14 protein-coding genes are annotated in these 16,814 nt (G+C 62.9%); 11 read left to right on the top strand and 3 right to left on the bottom strand.

Going from position 1 to position 16,814, the window contains the following annotated elements; all coding sequences use genetic code 11:
- Positions 1 to 5: 5 nt before the first annotated feature.
- Entirely contained in the window at positions 6 to 1,097 is a 1,092-nt protein-coding gene (gene apbC / locus AC1RNN_RS01030; RefSeq protein WP_493086736.1) for an iron-sulfur cluster carrier protein ApbC, read from the bottom strand.
- A 152-nt stretch (positions 1,098 to 1,249) separates the two neighbouring features.
- Between apbC and AC1RNN_RS01025 the strand changes: the two genes are divergently transcribed.
- Positions 1,250 to 2,542, top strand: coding sequence for a patatin-like phospholipase family protein (locus AC1RNN_RS01025; protein ID WP_493086737.1), 1,293 nt, complete (start codon positions 1,250 to 1,252; stop codon positions 2,540 to 2,542).
- Positions 2,543 to 2,554: 12 nt separating this feature from the next.
- Here the strand turns inward: AC1RNN_RS01025 and AC1RNN_RS01020 are convergent, their stop codons facing one another.
- On the bottom strand, positions 2,555 to 3,490 hold the full coding sequence (locus AC1RNN_RS01020; protein ID WP_493086738.1) for a LysR family transcriptional regulator: 936 nt from the start codon (positions 3,488 to 3,490) through the stop codon (positions 2,555 to 2,557).
- Between the two features lie 133 nt (positions 3,491 to 3,623).
- Here AC1RNN_RS01020 and AC1RNN_RS01015 point away from each other — a divergent pair, with 133 nt between their 5' ends.
- Positions 3,624 to 4,235 (top strand): FMN-dependent NADH-azoreductase, encoded by a 612-nt coding sequence (locus AC1RNN_RS01015; RefSeq protein WP_493086739.1) that lies wholly within the window; start codon positions 3,624 to 3,626, stop codon positions 4,233 to 4,235.
- A 96-nt stretch (positions 4,236 to 4,331) separates the two neighbouring features.
- Here the strand turns inward: AC1RNN_RS01015 and AC1RNN_RS01010 are convergent, their stop codons facing one another.
- On the bottom strand, positions 4,332 to 5,243 hold the full coding sequence (locus AC1RNN_RS01010) for a LysR substrate-binding domain-containing protein (protein WP_493086741.1): 912 nt from the start codon (positions 5,241 to 5,243) through the stop codon (positions 4,332 to 4,334).
- Positions 5,244 to 5,404: 161 nt separating this feature from the next.
- Between AC1RNN_RS01010 and AC1RNN_RS01005 the strand changes: the two genes are divergently transcribed.
- Genes AC1RNN_RS01005 through AC1RNN_RS00965 form a run of 9 tightly spaced genes read left to right on the top strand, consistent with a single transcriptional unit; the run spans position 5,405 to position 16,721 of the window.
- The gene (locus AC1RNN_RS01005) at positions 5,405 to 7,048 is read left to right on the top strand and encodes a DUF1302 domain-containing protein (protein WP_493086743.1); all 1,644 of its coding nucleotides are present in this window, start codon (positions 5,405 to 5,407) and stop codon (positions 7,046 to 7,048) included.
- Between the two features lie 14 nt (positions 7,049 to 7,062).
- Complete coding sequence (locus AC1RNN_RS01000) at positions 7,063 to 8,412, top strand: DUF1329 domain-containing protein (protein WP_493086745.1); 1,350 nt, start codon at positions 7,063 to 7,065, stop codon at positions 8,410 to 8,412.
- Between the two features lie 11 nt (positions 8,413 to 8,423).
- The gene (locus AC1RNN_RS00995) at positions 8,424 to 9,473 is read left to right on the top strand and encodes a WD40/YVTN/BNR-like repeat-containing protein (RefSeq protein WP_493086746.1); all 1,050 of its coding nucleotides are present in this window, start codon (positions 8,424 to 8,426) and stop codon (positions 9,471 to 9,473) included.
- The gene (locus tag AC1RNN_RS00990) at positions 9,470 to 11,881 is read left to right on the top strand and encodes an efflux RND transporter permease subunit (RefSeq protein WP_493086748.1); all 2,412 of its coding nucleotides are present in this window, start codon (positions 9,470 to 9,472) and stop codon (positions 11,879 to 11,881) included. The genes AC1RNN_RS00995 and AC1RNN_RS00990 overlap by 4 nt, the downstream gene beginning before the upstream one ends.
- A gap of 33 nt (positions 11,882 to 11,914) precedes the next feature.
- Positions 11,915 to 13,081 carry an alpha/beta hydrolase family protein gene (locus AC1RNN_RS00985; protein WP_493086750.1) on the top strand — a complete coding sequence of 389 codons (1,167 nt, stop codon included), beginning with the start codon at positions 11,915 to 11,917 and terminating at the stop codon, positions 13,079 to 13,081.
- Between the two features lie 19 nt (positions 13,082 to 13,100).
- Positions 13,101 to 14,027, top strand: a complete 927-nt coding sequence (locus AC1RNN_RS00980; RefSeq protein WP_493086751.1) for a VOC family protein — start codon at positions 13,101 to 13,103, stop codon at positions 14,025 to 14,027.
- A 6-nt stretch (positions 14,028 to 14,033) separates the two neighbouring features.
- The gene (locus AC1RNN_RS00975; protein ID WP_493086753.1) at positions 14,034 to 14,378 is read left to right on the top strand and encodes a Rieske (2Fe-2S) protein; all 345 of its coding nucleotides are present in this window, start codon (positions 14,034 to 14,036) and stop codon (positions 14,376 to 14,378) included.
- Between the two features lie 14 nt (positions 14,379 to 14,392).
- A complete protein-coding gene (locus AC1RNN_RS00970; protein ID WP_493086754.1) occupies positions 14,393 to 15,535 on the top strand; it encodes an FAD-dependent oxidoreductase in 1,143 nt (380 codons plus the stop codon).
- Between the two features lie 25 nt (positions 15,536 to 15,560).
- The gene (locus tag AC1RNN_RS00965) at positions 15,561 to 16,721 is read left to right on the top strand and encodes an MFS transporter (RefSeq protein ID WP_493086756.1); all 1,161 of its coding nucleotides are present in this window, start codon (positions 15,561 to 15,563) and stop codon (positions 16,719 to 16,721) included.
- Positions 16,722 to 16,814: the final 93 nt, after the last annotated feature.

Raw genomic sequence — 16,814 nt, 5'->3', positions numbered from 1 at the left:
AAAAATCAGCTGTTCTTGCTGATGGTGATGGTGGGGAACTTGCTGGAGAAGTCCTTGGCCTGGGCGGCGATCTTCACCGCGACCTGGCGGGCCATGCCCTTGTAGAGACCAGCCACCTCGCCATCCGGGTCGGCCACCACGGTGGGGCGGCCGCTGTCGGCCTGTTCGCGGATGTGCAGGGCCAGGGGCAAGGCGCCCAGGTAGTCCATGCCGTAGCCGGCGGCCATCTTCTTGCCGCCATCAGCGCCAAAGATATGTTCCACATGGCCGCAGTTGGTGCACACGTGCACGGCCATGTTTTCCACAATGCCCAGGATGGGCACGCCCACCTTTTCGAACATCTTGATGCCCTTCTTGGCGTCCAGCAGGGCGATGTCCTGCGGCGTGGTGACGACCACGGCGCCCGTCATGGGCACGCGCTGGCTCAGTGTGAGCTGGATGTCGCCGGTGCCAGGCGGCATGTCGACGATGAGGTAGTCCAGCTCCTGCCAGTTGGTCTGGCGCAGCAGCTGCTCCAGCGCCTGGGTGGCCATGGGGCCGCGCCAGATCATGGCCTGGTCGCCGTCCACCAGAAAACCGATGGACATGACCTGCACGCCGTGGTTGCGCATGGGGTCCATGGTCTTGCCGTCGGCCGACTCGGGGCGGCCTTCAATGCCCATCATCATGGGCTGGCTGGGGCCGTAGATGTCGGCGTCCAGCAGGCCCACGTGAGCGCCTTCGGCGGCCAGGGCCAGGGCCAGGTTGGCGGCGGTGGTGCTCTTGCCCACGCCGCCCTTGCCCGAGGCCACGGCCACGATGTTCTTCACGCCCGGCAACAGCTGTACACCGCGCTGCACAGCGTGGGGGATAACCTTGGTGCTGGGCGTGACCTGCACGCTGGCTACGCCGGGCACAGCCTTGGCGGCGGCCGTCAGCGCCTCCACCATGGCGGGCCACTGGCTCTTGGCGGGGTAGCCCAGCTCCAGGTCGAAGCGGACACTGCCGCCGTCCACAGTGATGTTCTTCAGGGCCTTGGCGCTGGCGAAGGTTTGCTGGGTGTTGGGGTCGATGACGCCTTGCAAGGCGTCGTGGATGGCTTGTACGGTCGCGGACATAGAAACTCCTGAATCCGGCAAGTCTACCGGCCATCGCTTCCCCGCACTGGCCCAGGTGCCTTGCGCCAGCGGCGTACCAAGCGTGCAACGTCTAGGGTTTTCCCCGCGCATTTGCCTGTTTACAAGCGCAGCGGGCTTTTCATAATGGGCCCATGGAGCAAATCCCCCCACCGCTGCCCGCCAATGGCCTCTTGCTCACCGGTGGCGGGGCCCGCGCGGCCTACCAGGTGGGCGTGCTGGAGGCCGTGGCCGACATCCGCCTGGCCTGCGGCGCGGGCGACCAGCCCAACCCATTTCCCATCATCGCCGGCACCTCGGCTGGCGCCATCAACGCCGCCGCCCTGGCCTGCGGTACCGACAACTTCGACGCCACGGTGCGCCTCATCGCACAAACCTGGCGCAACTTCCACGCCGCGCAGGTCTACCGCGCCGACCACCTCAGCATGCTGCGCTCGGGCGCCACCTGGATGACGCTGCTGTCCGTGGGCTGGCTGATTGCCAAGTGGCGGCGCATCAAACCGCGCTCCCTGCTGGACAACGCACCGCTGGGTGAGCTGCTGCACAAGCTGGTGCCGCTGGAGCGCATTCCCGAACTCGTCCGCCAGGGCCATCTGCAGGCACTGGCCGTCACCGCGTCCAGCTACAGCACGGGCGACCACGTCACCTTCTTCGAGGGCGACAAGCGCCTCATGCCCTGGATGCGCACGCAACGCTTTGCGGTGCGCGACCGCATCACCCACGCGCACCTGCTGGCGTCCAGTGCGATCCCGTTTGTGTTTCCGGCCACGCAGCTGCACATCAACGGCCGTGAAGAATATTTTGGTGACGGCTCCATGCGCCAGAGCGCGCCGGTGGCACCCGCTATTCATTTGGGCGCAGAGCGCATCCTGGTCATAGGCGCCGGGCGCATGCATGAGCCCAAGAACGAGGCCCACCTGCACACCACCAGCAGCTACCCCAGCATTGCGCAGATTGCGGGCCACGCGCTGTCCAATATCTTTCTGGACGCGCTGGCGGTGGACGTGGAGCGCGTACGCCGCATCAACCAGACCATCCGCCTGGTACCCGAAGAGGCGCGCAAGGGCAGCGCCCTCAAGCCGGTAGACCTATTGGTGATTGCCCCCAGCCAGCGCCTGGACGCCGTGGCTTCGCGCCATGTGGCGGACCTGCCGCACGCGGTGCGCACCATGCTGGGCGGAGTGGGCGTGTCATCCGCGCGGGCGGACGTCAAGGGCGCGGCCCTGGCCAGCTATCTGCTGTTCGAGAGCGGCTACACCACTGAGCTTATGGCTCTGGGCTACGCCGATGCGCAACGCCAGCGTGCCGAGGTCTGCAAGTTCTTTGGCTGGGTAGACCCCGAAGCCATTACCGAGCCCGGCGCCCTGAGCAGCAACACCCCGCCGCGCGTGGAACGCCGCCGCGACCCACTGCGCCTGCGCCACTAGGCGGCCGCGTCCTCAGTCGATGGAAGGACAGCCCGGCGGCAGCTGGGGCATGCCCTCGCCATTGGTGTGCTCGTCCAGAAAATCCAGAAAGCGTCTCACCGCCGGCACCATGCCGCGCCGGGACGGATAGACCGCGTGGAAGATGCCGCGCGGCGGCGCCCAGCCTGGCAACACGTGCACCAGACGGCCCTGCTCCACCTCGCGGCGGACCATGTAGTCAGGCATGAAGCACATGCCGGTACCCTGCATGGCGGCGTATTTGAGTGTGAGCAGGTCGTCAGCCACATAGCGCGGCTGGTGCACCAGGTTATGCACCGCGCCATTCGGCCCGAGCAGCACCAGGGTGGCGCGGCCGTCCACGGCCGACATGGCAATGGTGTCCATGCGCGAGAGGTCGTCGATGGAGGCCGGCCGGCCCTGGCGCTCCAGCTGCAGCGGACTGGCCACCAGCACGGTGTTGGACTCACCCAGCTTCTTCACCACCAGGCTGCCGCTGTCATCCAGCGTGCCGCGCACGCGCAAGGCCACGTCCACGCCCTCTTCCACCAGATCCACCACGCGGTTGCTGATGCGCATGTCCACCTTCACATGCGGGTGGCGCAGCAGGAACAGCGCCATGATGGGCCCCACCGTGTGCTGCGCCAGCGTCACCGGACAGGCAATGCGGATGGTGCCGCGCGGCTCGGTCTGCACCTGCTCCACCGCCTCGGCCGCTGCCTCGGCCGCGTCGCGCACGGCCAGGCAATGGCGCAGATAGACCTCGCCCACTTCGGTGAGCGATAGCTTGCGCGTGGTGCGCTGCAGCAGGCGCACGCCCAGGCGCTCCTCCAGCTCCGCCACGCGACGTGAGAGCTTGGACTTGGGGATGCCCAGATGGCGGCCGGCGGCAGCAAAACCGCTGCGCTCCACCACCTCGGCGAAGTACAGCATGTCGTTGGTGTCTTGCATATCTGGCCTCTATTTAATCAATCATTGTTCCAATTTCAGGACAATCTATCGCAATTTTGCCGACTTATCAAACATTAGGTCCGTCACGACAATTATGACCATTGACACACAGCACCCATTGAAAGGACCTGTCATGAAACTCTTGCACATTGACTCCAGCATCCTGAGCGCCAACTCCGTGTCCCGCCAACTGACCAAGGACACCGTGGCCCAATGGGTGAACACCCATCCCGGCACCACTGTGGAATACCTTGACTTGGCCGTGGACACCCCCAGTCACCTGTCCGCCGACTCCCTGGGCTTCCGGGCTCCCGCTGGCGCTGACCAAACCGACGTGCAAAAGCGCGAAAACGCCATCTCCGAAGCCCTGGTGACCCAGTTCCTGGCTGCTGACGTCATCGTCGTGGGCGCCCCGTTGTACAACTTCAGCGTGCCCAGCCAGCTCAAGTCCTGGATCGACCGTATCGCCCAAGCCGGCCGCACCTTCACCTACACCGAGACCGGCCCCAAGGGCCTGGCCGGCGGCAAGACCGTGATCGTGGCCTCCACCCGCGGCGGCGTCTACTCCACCAGCGACTGGGGTCGCGCTGCCGAACACCAAGAGAGCTACCTGCAAACCGTGTTCGGCTTCCTGGGCATCACCGACGTGCGCTTTGTGCGCGCCGAAGGCGTGGCCATGGGCGACGCCAAGAAAGCGGAAGCCCTGGCCGAAGCGGCGAACGGCATTGCCAAGCTGGCTGCCTAAACAGCCTCCTGTCACACCGTGGGCCCACGAAGGCCCATGCCAACAAAAAAGCCCGGCGTTGCCGGGCTTTTTTGTTGGCTGCCGCCGGGCCACACTTCACACGTCCTGCCCCACTGATAACGCCAGACCGATGAGCCATTGCAAGGCAAGGTCTGTATTGCGGTGTTTGTGCCACTGCAGGGTTTGAATCATTTTTGGTATTTCGATTGGTGTCTTCCAAATTCTTACAGGCAAGGTTCTCTCTGCCTGTTGCGCAATGCGCCTGTGAACGGTCGCAATACGATTGGTTCCAATCAGCATCTGTGGCAAGGCGGCGAGCGTCGGGGCTGAGACCTCCACTCTGCGCTTGACGCCAAATCTCTCAAGAAACCAACTGTCAAAGGTGGGCGCCGTTCTGCTACCAACAGAGTAGCTGCCGGCGACATGTCCAGACTCCACATACTCATCGAAGGTAAGTTGATCTTCAATGCGTGTATTTCCTTTCCATGTCACGCACACGTATTCCTCTTCAAACAGCGGCTTGGAGGGATGCAGGTCCGAGACATATTGCGAAGGGATGATCAGTAGATCCACCTCTCGTCTTTCAAGCTGCTCCAGTGGACCTTCATCCAGAAGCCTCAAATCCAAACTGATGCCAGGTGCCAGCTCGTAGAGCCTTTCAATCAACGAGGGGACGAAAACCGTCGCGCTGTAATCGGACATAAGCAGTACGAATTTGCGGATCGCGTCGGCAGGATCGAAAGTCGGTTGGGTCGCTATCGTGCTATCTATCCGCATGAGAACTTCCCGGACTGGCCCGACCAGCTCTTGTGCCCGCGCAGACAGTATGAGCTGTCGGCCTTGCGGTATCAGAAGTTCGTCCTGAAAGTAATCACGCAATCGCGCGAGCGCGTTGCTGGTCGCTGGCTGGCTCAGGTGAATGCGCTGTCCTGCGCGGCTGATGTTTCTTTCGCTTAGCAAGGCATCCAGAGCCACCAATAAATTCAGATCGAGTTTGTTGAATCGCATATATCCGTACAGCGCGGGTTATCCCTGATATTGAGTTATCGGATACCAAGCATCCAAAGAATCCATTTCCCGAATGTGAGAGCGCTACCTACAGTTGCGCCCTGTCCAGTGAGGTGCCACATCTTCACGGATGGATTCAAAAAATACAACGGAGACAAACCATGAGTAATGAAGTGCGTGCGGGCGCAAGCCCCGTACATGTGCGCGGGCGCCGTCATGCCATCTCGCTCGCAACGTTGGCTTTACTGGCAGCCCACAGTGCCTCCGCGGCGGAGATCGATATAGGAAACCCTGACTGGAAACTGCGCTGGGACAACACCGTCAAGTACAGCGTGATGAACCGCCTGGACCCCGCCAGCTCCGAGCTATCGACGGGTACGGGAACCCTCAACCAAAACGACGGCAACAACAACTTCAACCGAGGCATCGTATCCAACCGCTTGGACCTGCTCAGCGAAATCGATTTGACGGGCCCGAGGTACGGAATGCGCGTCAGTGCAGCCGCTTGGTCTGACGCCGCCTATGCAGGCAACACCAATAACTCGACGAGCACATCCAATCACACCCCGGCAAGCGAGTTCCCGTCCGAAACACGGCGATTGATGGGCAACGATGCAGAGCTGCTGGACGCTTTCGTCTACAGCAACTTCGACATCGGTGACAAGCCGGCATCCCTGCGCGTCGGACGTCACACGTTGCTGTGGGGTGAGAGCCTGTTCTTTGGCGCCAATGGCATTGCAGGTGGACAGGCGCCGCTGGACCTGATCAAGCTCTTGTCAGTCCCCAACTCGACATTCAAGGAAGTAGCACGCCCCACAGGCAAGCTCTCCGGTCAAGTACAGCTCTCGTCCGATGTCTCCGTAGGCGCATACATAGGTTACGAATGGGAAAAGACACGTCTGATTCCCGTCGGGGCCTATCTATCCACCAGTGACGCGATGGGCCCCGGTGCCGAGCGCATTGCGGCAGGTCCATTTTCTTTTGTGAAGAAAGCGGACCTGGAGCCAAGTAGTGATGGGCAAGGTGGTATCCAGTTGCGTGTGCGCGCTTCGTCGATAGATACCGACTTCGGCTTCTACGCCATCCGTTACCACGCTAATACCCCCAGCAACATCTACAACACCAGCTCGCCCACACCGAGCTCATACCGCTGGGTATATCACGAAGGCATCAAGGCGTACGGAGCAAGCTTTGCCAAGACGGTCGGTGAATGGGGATGGGCGGGAGAAGTTTCAGTGCGCGATAACGCGCCTCTGGCCAGCTCGGGACAAGCAATCAACACGGTCTCTGGCTCCAACGTAGGACTCAACAACAGCGACAACCCGGGATATGCCGTGGGTCAGACCGGCCACGCACAGGTCTCCTGGATTGCTTCTTTGGGCCCCTCCTTCATTTCCCGCGAAGCCTCATTGGTGGGTGAAGTGGCGTGGAACCGGCGTCTGAGCGTCACGAAAAATGAGTCGATGCTGAATCCGAACTCGGATGAATCTGCATGGGCCGTACGCATGATTTACGCGCCCACCTATCGGCAAGTCAGTCCAGGACTGGACCTTACCCCCTCGATCGGAGTGGGCTACACCCAAGGGCGCTCCTCCGCCGTGGGCCCCGGCTTCGGCGTGGACAAGGGAGGCGACCTCACGCTGGGCCTTTCTGGCACGTATCTCGGTAACTGGACGTTCGCAGTGAACTACGTCCAGTTTCTGGGTGCTGCGGGTACCACGCTCGACACCAACAACAACGCGCAGTACCTGCAGGCCCTCAAGGACCGCAACTACCTCACCCTCTCGGTACGCACCACTTTCTGATTCAGGAGACAAGAATGAAGCAACACGGACTAGCGATAGCCTGCTTGTTGATGCTAGGCATCGCAGGCAGCGCAGCAGCGGGCGTAACGGCAGAAGAAGCCGCCCGCCTCAAGAGTGAACTCACTCCTTTCGGTGCGGAACGTGCCGGCAACAAGGACGGGGCCATTCCAGCATGGACGGGGGGGTACACCACCCCTATTCCTGGCTTCAAAAACGGCGGACGCCGCGGCGACCCTTTCGCCAATGAAAAGCCGCTCTACAGCATCACAACGGCCAACATGGCGCAGTACGCGGACAAGCTCACAGATGGCACCCAGGCGCTTCTGAAAAAATACCCCAAGACCTACCGCGTCGATGTCTATAAGACCTACCGAACGGCTGCCGCACCGCAGTGGGTCTATGACAACACCTTCAAGAACGCGACCAACGCCAGCCTGGATGGAGAAGTCGTCAAGGGTGCTTACGGTGGCATTCCATTTCCGGTTCCCAAGACGGGCCGCGAAGTCATGATGAACAACGAGTTGCATTGGCGCGGCGAGGCCTGGCAGGCGGACTTCCGGGGTTACATGGGCACCGCCAACGGGCAATTGGTGATGTCAGTGCAAGGCATTGGCGATTTCCAAATGCCTTACTACGCCAACGGCCAGGCTGACAAATTCACTGGTGAGAACTGGATGATCCGGCTCGTCAACAGTGGACCTCCGGTCCGTGCCGGTGAGGCCATTACGGGGCGCCAACATTTGGACCCCGAGAAGACCAGCGTCTGGGTGTACCTCACAGGCCAGCGCCGGGTGCGCAAGCTGCCCAATGCCTGCTGCGACACGCCTGCACCTGCCACCAGTGGTGTTGCGAGTTTCGACGAAGTGGATGTGTTTTCCGGCCGCGGAGACCGCTTCGACTGGAAGATCGTCAGCAAGAAGGAAATGCTGATTCCCTACAACGCCAATGGATTGCACGTGCCGGCCAAGGACAGCGATGTACTGATGGCCAACCATTTGAATCCTGACCACGTGCGCTGGGAACTGCATCGGGTCTGGGTGATCGAGGCCACACTCAAGAGCGGCCAGCGCCACCAGGCGCCCAAGAGTCGCTATTACGTGGACGAAGACACTTGGGTGGCGGTATTGGGCGACCGCTGGGACGCCAATGGCCAACTCTGGAAAACCATCTGGTCGCACCCTGTGGTCATGCCTGACCTGCCTGCCACCACACCGCAACAACAGTGGGGCTTCAACGATCTACTGTCGGGTGCCTGGTATGCCAGCGGCGTTGTCAATGAACGGGAGCAGCACTACAAGATCGTGCCACGTCGCCCTGACAGCTTCTTCACGCCCGATGCGATGGCAGGACAGGGAATTCGGTGAGACGCCGCATCATGCGTACCAGGATTCTGCTATCCGTGCTGCTCTCCGCCTCCAGCCTGGGCGCTGTTGCAGCACCGGTGGGGGAGGCACTACAGCGTCCCGCATTGCAACTGAAACAGCCGGAACGCTCAGTTCTCCTGGCGCTGGCCCGTGCCGGCGCCCCACTCATAGCAGTGGGGGAGCGCGGTGTGATTGTGCGCAGTGAGGACTTGGGAAAAACCTGGCGACAGGTTCCCAGTCCTGTCAGCGTGACCCTGACCATGGTCCGATTTGCTGATGCGCAAAACGGCGTCGCCGTGGGACATGGCGGCACGGTGCTGACCACCCAAGACGGAGGCCTTAGCTGGCAACTGCGCCTGGATGGAAAGCAGCTGGCGGCCATTGCACTGCGTGAAGCTTCCGACACCACCCAGCGCACCAACGCTGAGCGTTTGGCGGCGGACGGCCCCGACAAGCCTTTCCTGGACGTGCTGTTGTGGGACGCCCGGCGCATGCTGGTCGTCGGTGCCTATGGACTGGCTTACTTCAGCCCGGACGGTGGTTCGACCTGGCAGTCCTGGACGGCCCGCCTACCAAACCCCCGCGCCATGCACTGGTACGTGGCGCGCCGCGCTGGCGACACCGTGCTGCTAGCCGGTGAGCAAGGTGTGCTCGCCCGTTCGGACGACGACGGCAAGACTTTCAGCGCCCTGGAGACACCCTACCGCGGCAGTTGGTTCTCTGGCGAAATTCAGCCAGGCGGCCGAATCACCTTGGCCGGCCTGCGCGGCAATCTGTGGCAATCGCAGAGTGCTGGCAATCACTGGAGTGCAGTGCCCATGCCAGGGCCGGCTTCCATCACAGCCAGTGCACAAGCAGCCAATGGCGACCTGCTTGTGGGCACCCAATCCGGTCAGGTGCTGCGACTACATGACGGGCGTGTTCTCCCCTTACACAAGGCTCCATTACCGATGCCTGCCGCAATCCTGCCGATGGCCGATGGCCGGGTGTTGACAGCAGGTGTTGCCGGTGTAGTTCCAGTTCCGACCGAGGCGCTCCCGCTAGAAAGAAGTCAACCATGATTCCCGCGGCCTCCGCAATCCAACCACCAGCCGGCAAGCTGGATTCCTTCGATGTGCACTCCGGCTCCTGGATCGAGCGCATCCTGTTCAACCACCGGCGCTGGGTCATCGTGCTGTGTGTCCTGATGACTGCGGTGCTGGGCTGGCAGTCCAGCAAACTCCAGCTGCGTGCCAGCTTCGAAAAAACCATTCCGGGCAGCCACCCGTACATCCAGAATTTCTTGAAGTACCAAAGTGAGCTTAGCGGCCTGGGAAATGCCGTGCGCATTGCCGTAGCACGCCCCGAGGGTACGATTTACGACGCCACCTATCTGGATACCTTGCGACGCTTGAGCGAGGAAGTTTTTTTATTGCCCGGCGTGGACCGTGCGCGCATGAAGTCACTCTGGACGCCCACCACACGCTGGATAGGCGTGACCGAGGAGGGACTGGAGGGCGGGCCGGTCATACCGGACGGCTACGACGGCTCGGCCAACAGCCTGCAGCAACTGGCGGCCAACGTGGCGCGCTCCGGTGAGATCGGCCAATTGGTGGCCCGCGACACCCGCTCGACGGTGATCTTTGTGCCCTTGCTCGCGCAGAACGCACAGGGCGAGTCGTTGGACTACGCCGCTTTCTCGGCCAAGCTCGAAGCCCTGCGCAGCAAATACCAGGCCGAAGGCGTCGCCATCCATATCACCGGCTTTGCCAAGATCGTCGGTGACCTTATAGACGGCGTGCGGGCTGTGTTGGTGTTCTTCGCTCTGGCGGTGGCGATCGCTACGGCCATGGTGTTCTGGTACACGCGCTGCGTCCGATCCACTGGCTTGGTGGTGCTGGCATCGCTGATTGCCGTGGTGTGGCAGTTGGGCCTGCTGCCCACGCTGGGGTTCGCGCTCGACCCGTACTCCATCCTGGTGCCCTTTCTGGTGTTCGCCATCGGCATGAGCCACGGGGCGCAGAAGATGAACGGCATCATGCAGGACGTGGGTCGAGGCATGCACAAACTGGTGGCGGCGCGCTTTACCTTCCGTCGCCTGTTCCTCGCGGGGTTGACCGCGCTGCTGGCCGACGCAGTGGGCTTTGCCGTGCTGCTGGTAATCGATATCCAGGTCATCCGGGAGTTGGCGATTGCCGCCTCCATCGGTGTGGGCGTGCTGATCTTCACCAACCTCATCCTGCTACCCATCCTGCTGTCCTACACCGGCGTGAGCTTGCAGGCGGCCAAGCGCAGCTTGCGTGCAGAGGTGGCCGACTTGGACGGAGCTGGCAAGCATCCCCTGTGGGCATTTCTGGACCGTTTTACCCAAGCGCGTTGGGCCGCCCTGGCCCTGTGCGTGGCCAGCGCGCTGGGCGCTGCCGGCTTCGCCATCAGCACGCAGCTCAAGATCGGCGACCTCGATCCAGGTGCACCAGAACTGCGTACGGAGAGCCGCTACAACCGGGACGTCACCTTCATGAATGAGGCCTACGGCGCGGGCAGTGATTTGCTGGCCGTGATGGTCAAAACACCGGACGGAGCGTGCTCCAACTACGAAGCCCTGAACAAGATCGATGCCCTGGAATGGGAACTGCGCCAGATTGAGGGAGTCGACAGCACCAACAGTCTGACCCTGCTCAACCGCCGTGTGCTCTCCGGCCTGAACGAAGGCAACCCGCGCTGGTACGCCTTTGTGCCCAACCAGGACATGCTCAATACCGTCACCGCCGGGGCGCCACGAGGGCTCTACAACGACGGCTGCAACTTGCTGACGGTGTATGTCGCCTTGCGCGACCACAAGGCGGACACGCTGGCCCGTGTCGTGGCGCATATCGAAGACTTTGCCAAGCACAACAACTCCGACAACGCGCAGTTCCTCTTGGCAGCTGGCTCTGCCGGCATTGAGGCTGCCACCAACATGGTGGTGCGCGATGCATGGCACACCATGCTGTTCATGGTGTACGGAGCGGTCGTGCTGCTGTGCATGGTGACATTCCGGTCATGGCGGGCTGTTCTGGTGGCCGTGCTGCCACTGGTGCTGACATCGTTTCTGGCAGAGGCGCTCATGGTGGTACTTGGCATGGGCGTCAAAGTGGCCACGCTGCCGGTAATAGCTCTGGGTGTAGGTATCGGCGTGGACTACGCGCTCTACATCCTCAGCGTCACGCTGGGTATGTTGCGCGAAGGGCGAAGCCTGTCGCAGGCCTACTACCGCGCCCTGCTATTTACCGGCAAGGTGGTCATGCTCACCGGCGTGACCTTGGCAGTGGGCGTGATCACCTGGGTGGCCAGTCCCATCAAGTTCCAGGCCGACATGGGGCTTCTGCTGGCCTTCATGTTTCTCTGGAACATGCTGGGAGCGCTGATCCTGATTCCGGCACTTGCGCATTTCCTGCTCAAACCTTCGACGGTTAGCACCGTCATGCCCGATGGTTTGTCCCATCGCTGACTTCTCTCTATTTCATCCCCCAAAGGAGTCCTTTTGTTTCGCTACTTCCCCACCAACTACGTCTGGAACCTATCGGTCGATCTGGCCATCGAGATGGGCGCGCGCATCGGCGAGATCGAGGCCATGTGCGCACCGCTGCAGGAGGCCGCAAAGGCACCCGATGCAGCAGGCACCAAGGCCTTTCGCGAGACCTGGGTCAAGATGGCCGACCAGCTCTGCGAGCTGGCCGAGGAGGACCGCGCCAAGGGCCGCATGCTCTCCGCCGGCGAGAAGCTGCGCCGTGCGGCCAGCTACCTGATCACGGCCGAGCGGCTGCAGGCCCACGACGCGCCCGGTCGCCTCGACATCTACCGCCGCGAACTGGCGCTGTTCCTCGAAGGCTCGCGCCAGATGGGCGACCCGGTGCAGCGCGTGGAGATCCCCTATGAGGGGACACATGTCTCCGCACTCTACCTGCCTGCCGAAGGGCTCAAGCCCGGCGAGCGCGCGCCCCTGCTCGTACAACTCAACGGACTGGATTCGACCAAGGAGATGAAGCATCTCGTTGGCCTGCCGGGCTGGTTGGCCAAGCGCGGCGTCTCCTCGCTGGTGGTGGACCAGCCCGGGACCGGCGAGGCTCTGCGCCTGCAGGGTCTGACGGCGCGCTTCGATACCGAACACTGGGCCAGCCGCGTCGTCGACTGGCTGGAGCAGCGCGACGATGTCGATGCCAAGCGCATCGGTTGTGAAGGCGTGTCGTTAGGTGGCTACTACTGCCCGCGGGCCGTGGCGATGGAGCCGCGCTTTGCCGCTGGTGTCTGCTGGGGTGCCAACCACGACTGGCGCGACGTGCAGAAGAAACGCCTGCAGAAAGAAGGCGACTTCCCCGTGCCGCACTACTGGGCGCATGTCTGTTGGGTCTGGGGCGCGAAGGACATTGACGACTTCATGCGCATCGCCGAGGACGTACACCTGGACGGCGTCGTCGAGAGGATCCGCGTGCCCTTCCTCGTCACGCATGGCGCCAAGGACAGCCAGATCCCGCTGAAGTGGGCCGAGCGCACCTACGAGCAACTCATCAACAGCCCGAAGCGCGAACTCAAGGTCTTCACCGACCGCGAGGGCGGTGCCCAGCACGCCAGCTTCGACAACAGCATCAACGCCGGCCACTACATCGCCGACTGGGTCGCCGAAGTGCTCGGCGGCCGCACCGCTATCTAACCCCCACAAGAGGAAAACCATGAACATCATCGGACCTGACGCCCTCGTCTTCGGTGTTGACGACGTCGCCGCCTGCAGCCAGTACCTGACCGACTACGGTCTAACGCCCGTGGGCGGTGGCCGCTTCGAGGCGCTAGACGGCACCGCCGTCGTCATCGCCCACAAGGACGACACCAGTCTGCCGCCAAGTCTCGGCACGGCCAGCATGCTGCGCAAGACCATCTACGGCGTGGCCGACGCCGCCACGCTGCAAGTCATCGCCGAGGAACTGGGCCGCGACCGCGAGGTCAAGCACCTGGCCGACGGCTCCATCGAAGCCTTGGACGACATGGGCTTCACGCTGGGCTTTCAGCTGACCGTGCGCAAGCCCCTCGCGCTGCCTGCAGAAACCATCAATGCGCCCGGCGCCGCGCCGCAGCGCGCGCCCAACGTCGTGGCGGTGCGCGAAGACGCCGATTGCCGTCCGCGCACGCTGTCCCACGTCGTCTACTTCGTGCCGGACTCCGCCAAGGCCGAGGCCTTCTATGTCAAACGCCTGGGCTTCGTCTGTACGGATCGCTTCGAGGGCGTGGGCCCTTTCCTGCGCCCGGCTGGCACGCTGGACCACCACACCCTGTTCATGATCCAGACCCCTCCGTTCATGAAGGGCTGCGAGCACTTCACCTTCCACCTCGGCGGGCCTACCGAGCTGATGCAGGCCGGAACGCGCTTCGTGACCAAGGGTTACCAGAGCTTCTGGGGCCCAGGCCGCCACCGCTTCGGCTCCAACTGGTTCTGGTACTTCAACAGCCCACTGGGCTGCCACGTCGAGTACGACGCCGACATGGACCTGCATGACGACGCGTGGACAGCGCGCAGCGCGCCCATGGGTGCCGATGCCTCGCAGCTCTTCTTGTTCCAGCACCGCGACAAGTGGGCGCCCAGCGGTCCTCCGGCCAAAGGCTGAACAACCATGGCCCAAGTGACCTTGTGCAGGCTCGACGCGCTGCCAGACCGCAGCGCGCGCGGCTTCGACCCACTGGGCCGGGGCCGCGACACAGTCTTCGTGGTACGGCGCGACAACGCACTGCACGCCTACCTGGACCGTTGCCCGCACTTCGGCGACACGCCCCTCCCCTGGCGCAAGGACGCCTACCTGGACGCTGCAGGCGAAGCCATCGTCTGCGCGGCCCACGGCGCGCGCTTCGACATCTCCACCGGCCTCTGTGTGCTGGGCCCCTGCCTGGGCCAGGCCTTGCAACCGGTGCCGCTTGAATTAACTGCCGTTGGCGAACTGCTCGCCACGCTTTCAGAATGACAGGAGACATTCCCATGACATCCCCCATCCACAAAATCCTCATCATCGGAGGCGGCTTTTCCGGCATGGCTGCCGCCATCCACTGCGCACGCTACGGCATGGAGGTCGATCTGGTCGAGATCGACAACGGTTGGCGCTCCTATGGCGCTGGTATCAGCATCGGTGGGGCCACCTTGCGCGCGCTCGACACCCTGGGTGTGCTTCCACGCTTTCTCGAGGAAGGCAGCGGCCATGATGGCGCCAGCGTCTTTAACCCCGAGGGCCAGCTGCTGGCACAACTACCAACACCGCGTCTGGCCGGGCCGGACGTGCCCGGTGGCGGCGCCATCATGCGGCCGGTACTGGCCACCATGCTGGCAGACGCGACACGCGCCAGCGGCACCCGCGTGCGCCCGGGCTGCACCTTCAGCACCATTGAGCAAGACGCCGACGGCGTGAATGTGAGCTTTACGGATGGCACCAGCGGCCGCTATGACCTCGTGATCGGGGCCGATGGTCTCTACTCCCAGGTACGCCAGGCGCTGTTCCCCGGTGCGCCCGTGCCCAGCTACAGCGGACAGGGCGTATGGCGTGCGGTGTTGCCCCGACCGGCGGACGTGAACAACACGATGATGTGGGTGGGCCCCAAGGTGAAGACCGGTGTGAACCCGGTGTCCAAAACCGAGATGTACCTCTTCGTCACTGAAGACCGTCCCGTCAATGAGCGCGTCGCCCCCGAGACTTTCGTGCGCGCATTGAAGGACTTGCTGGCGCCTTTTCCGGATCCATTGATGCAGCGCATCCGCGATCAAATCGACGAACGCTCGCACATCATCTACCGCCCGCTCGAAGGCCTGCTCATGCGTGAACCCTGGTACCGCGGCCGCGTGGTGTTGATCGGCGATACGGTACACGCCACCACACCGCACCTGGCCTCTGGCGCCTGCATTGGTATCGAGGACGGCATCGTGCTGGCCGATGAGCTGGCAAAGGCGCGGGCGGCTGGCGCAGCCTTAGATGCCGCGCTGGCGGCCTTCCACCAGCGCCGCTGGGAGCGCTGCCGCATGGTGGTGGAGAACTCGGCGCGACTGGGCGAGATCGAGGCGACCAATGGCGACAAAGCCGAGCACGCCCGCATCATGCGCGACTCGATGATCGCGCTGGCCCAGCCCATCTGATACGGCATAAAAAGAGGAGACAAACATGATTACCACTGCTTCGTGGCGCGGGCGCATCGCCCTGATGGTGGCGCATTGCGCTGGCATGGTGGACCTAGTGGCTTTGCCGGTATGGGTAGGAACATTGATCTCGGTCTACCGCTTCGACCCACAACAGGCTGGTTTGCTGGTCACCCTTTTCCTGGCCGGCGCAGTGGTTGCCAGCTTGGTACTGGCGCCCTTCTTTCAAGCCTTGCAGGGTCGCATCGTTCCCACCCTGGGGTTTGCAGCGGCGGGCGCGGGGTTTGCTTTGGCTTCCACCACAACCCAGTTTGTGCCATTGGCCGTGATGCATGCCGCAGCCGGCGTCGCTGCCGGCGCGGGACTCAGCGTCACGCACGGCACTATCGCCCGTAGCCACAACCCCCACCGCTTATTCGCCATGGTCGGCATGGCGCTGGGCGTATTTGCCATCATTTTTCTCGGCGGAACCCCGGTATTGGTAGCGCGCTACGGGGGTGTCGTGCTGTTCCAGGTATTCGCTGGTGTTATGGCGCTGGGAGCCCTGGTGGCGGCGCTTGCATTCCCTGTACCTGATGCAGCAGCGTCGTCAATCGGCAATCGTGCCCAACCATCTCCGCTTCCCACAGCTGTGTGGTGGGGGGTCGTGGGCATCGCCGCCATGGGCTTGGTGCAGTCGATGACCTTCAGCTTCCTGGAGCGAGTGGGCAGTGACCGAGGCTTCGGACTTGAAGCCGTGACCGGGGTGCTGATTGCATTGGGTGTGGTCAATCTGTTCCCGGCAGCTCTGGCTGCCATACTGGAAAAGCGCTGGTCGGCCCGCGCGGTGTTACTGGCAGGGCCTGCCCTGCAGGCTCTGCTGGTGGTTCTCATCATGAACTCCACCCAGTTCGAACCCTATGCTGCTGCTGCCGCCGTCTTCGCTGCCGTGATGATCTTTACCCACACCTTCGCCTTCGGTGTGCTGGCCCAACTGGACACCAGCGGAAGAGCCATGGCCGCCACACCGGCCATGCTGATGTTCGGTGCAGCCATTGGTCCCATCCTGGGCGGCACGCTCGTCAAAGGACTGGGTTACGGCAGCCTGGGCATCGCAGCTCTGGTGATTGACGGGCTGGCCATCGCTGCATTTGCCCGAATTCACCGCGCGCGAACTGCGGCCACCCCTGCGCAGAGCGTGGCATGAGCCCATGCCCTGCGCGACATAACACACCGTTCTCTTCCTGTGACTCGCACCCCAAGCTCTCTGAGAGAGCTGGGTGAACACTAACTCTTGCAC

The sequence above is a fragment of the Rhodoferax sp. GW822-FHT02D07 genome (assembly GCF_058802405.1).
This window is presented reverse-complemented; position numbering and strand designations above follow the sequence as displayed.

Coding starts and splice junctions, on each gene's coding strand:
- apbC (WP_493086736.1), bottom strand. CDS start 1,097: ATGTCCGCGACCGTACAAGCCATCCACGACGCCTTGCAAGGCGTCATC.
- AC1RNN_RS00965 (WP_493086756.1), top strand. CDS start 15,561: ATGATTACCACTGCTTCGTGGCGCGGGCGCATCGCCCTGATGGTGGCG.
- AC1RNN_RS00990 (WP_493086748.1), top strand. CDS start 9,470: ATGATTCCCGCGGCCTCCGCAATCCAACCACCAGCCGGCAAGCTGGAT.
- AC1RNN_RS00995 (WP_493086746.1), top strand. CDS start 8,424: ATGCGTACCAGGATTCTGCTATCCGTGCTGCTCTCCGCCTCCAGCCTG.
- AC1RNN_RS01020 (WP_493086738.1), bottom strand. CDS start 3,490: ATGCAAGACACCAACGACATGCTGTACTTCGCCGAGGTGGTGGAGCGC.
- AC1RNN_RS01015 (WP_493086739.1), top strand. CDS start 3,624: ATGAAACTCTTGCACATTGACTCCAGCATCCTGAGCGCCAACTCCGTG.
- AC1RNN_RS01000 (WP_493086745.1), top strand. CDS start 7,063: ATGAAGCAACACGGACTAGCGATAGCCTGCTTGTTGATGCTAGGCATC.
- AC1RNN_RS01010 (WP_493086741.1), bottom strand. CDS start 5,243: ATGCGATTCAACAAACTCGATCTGAATTTATTGGTGGCTCTGGATGCC.
- AC1RNN_RS00975 (WP_493086753.1), top strand. CDS start 14,034: ATGGCCCAAGTGACCTTGTGCAGGCTCGACGCGCTGCCAGACCGCAGC.
- AC1RNN_RS00970 (WP_493086754.1), top strand. CDS start 14,393: ATGACATCCCCCATCCACAAAATCCTCATCATCGGAGGCGGCTTTTCC.
- AC1RNN_RS01025 (WP_493086737.1), top strand. CDS start 1,250: ATGGAGCAAATCCCCCCACCGCTGCCCGCCAATGGCCTCTTGCTCACC.
- AC1RNN_RS01005 (WP_493086743.1), top strand. CDS start 5,405: ATGAGTAATGAAGTGCGTGCGGGCGCAAGCCCCGTACATGTGCGCGGG.
- AC1RNN_RS00980 (WP_493086751.1), top strand. CDS start 13,101: ATGAACATCATCGGACCTGACGCCCTCGTCTTCGGTGTTGACGACGTC.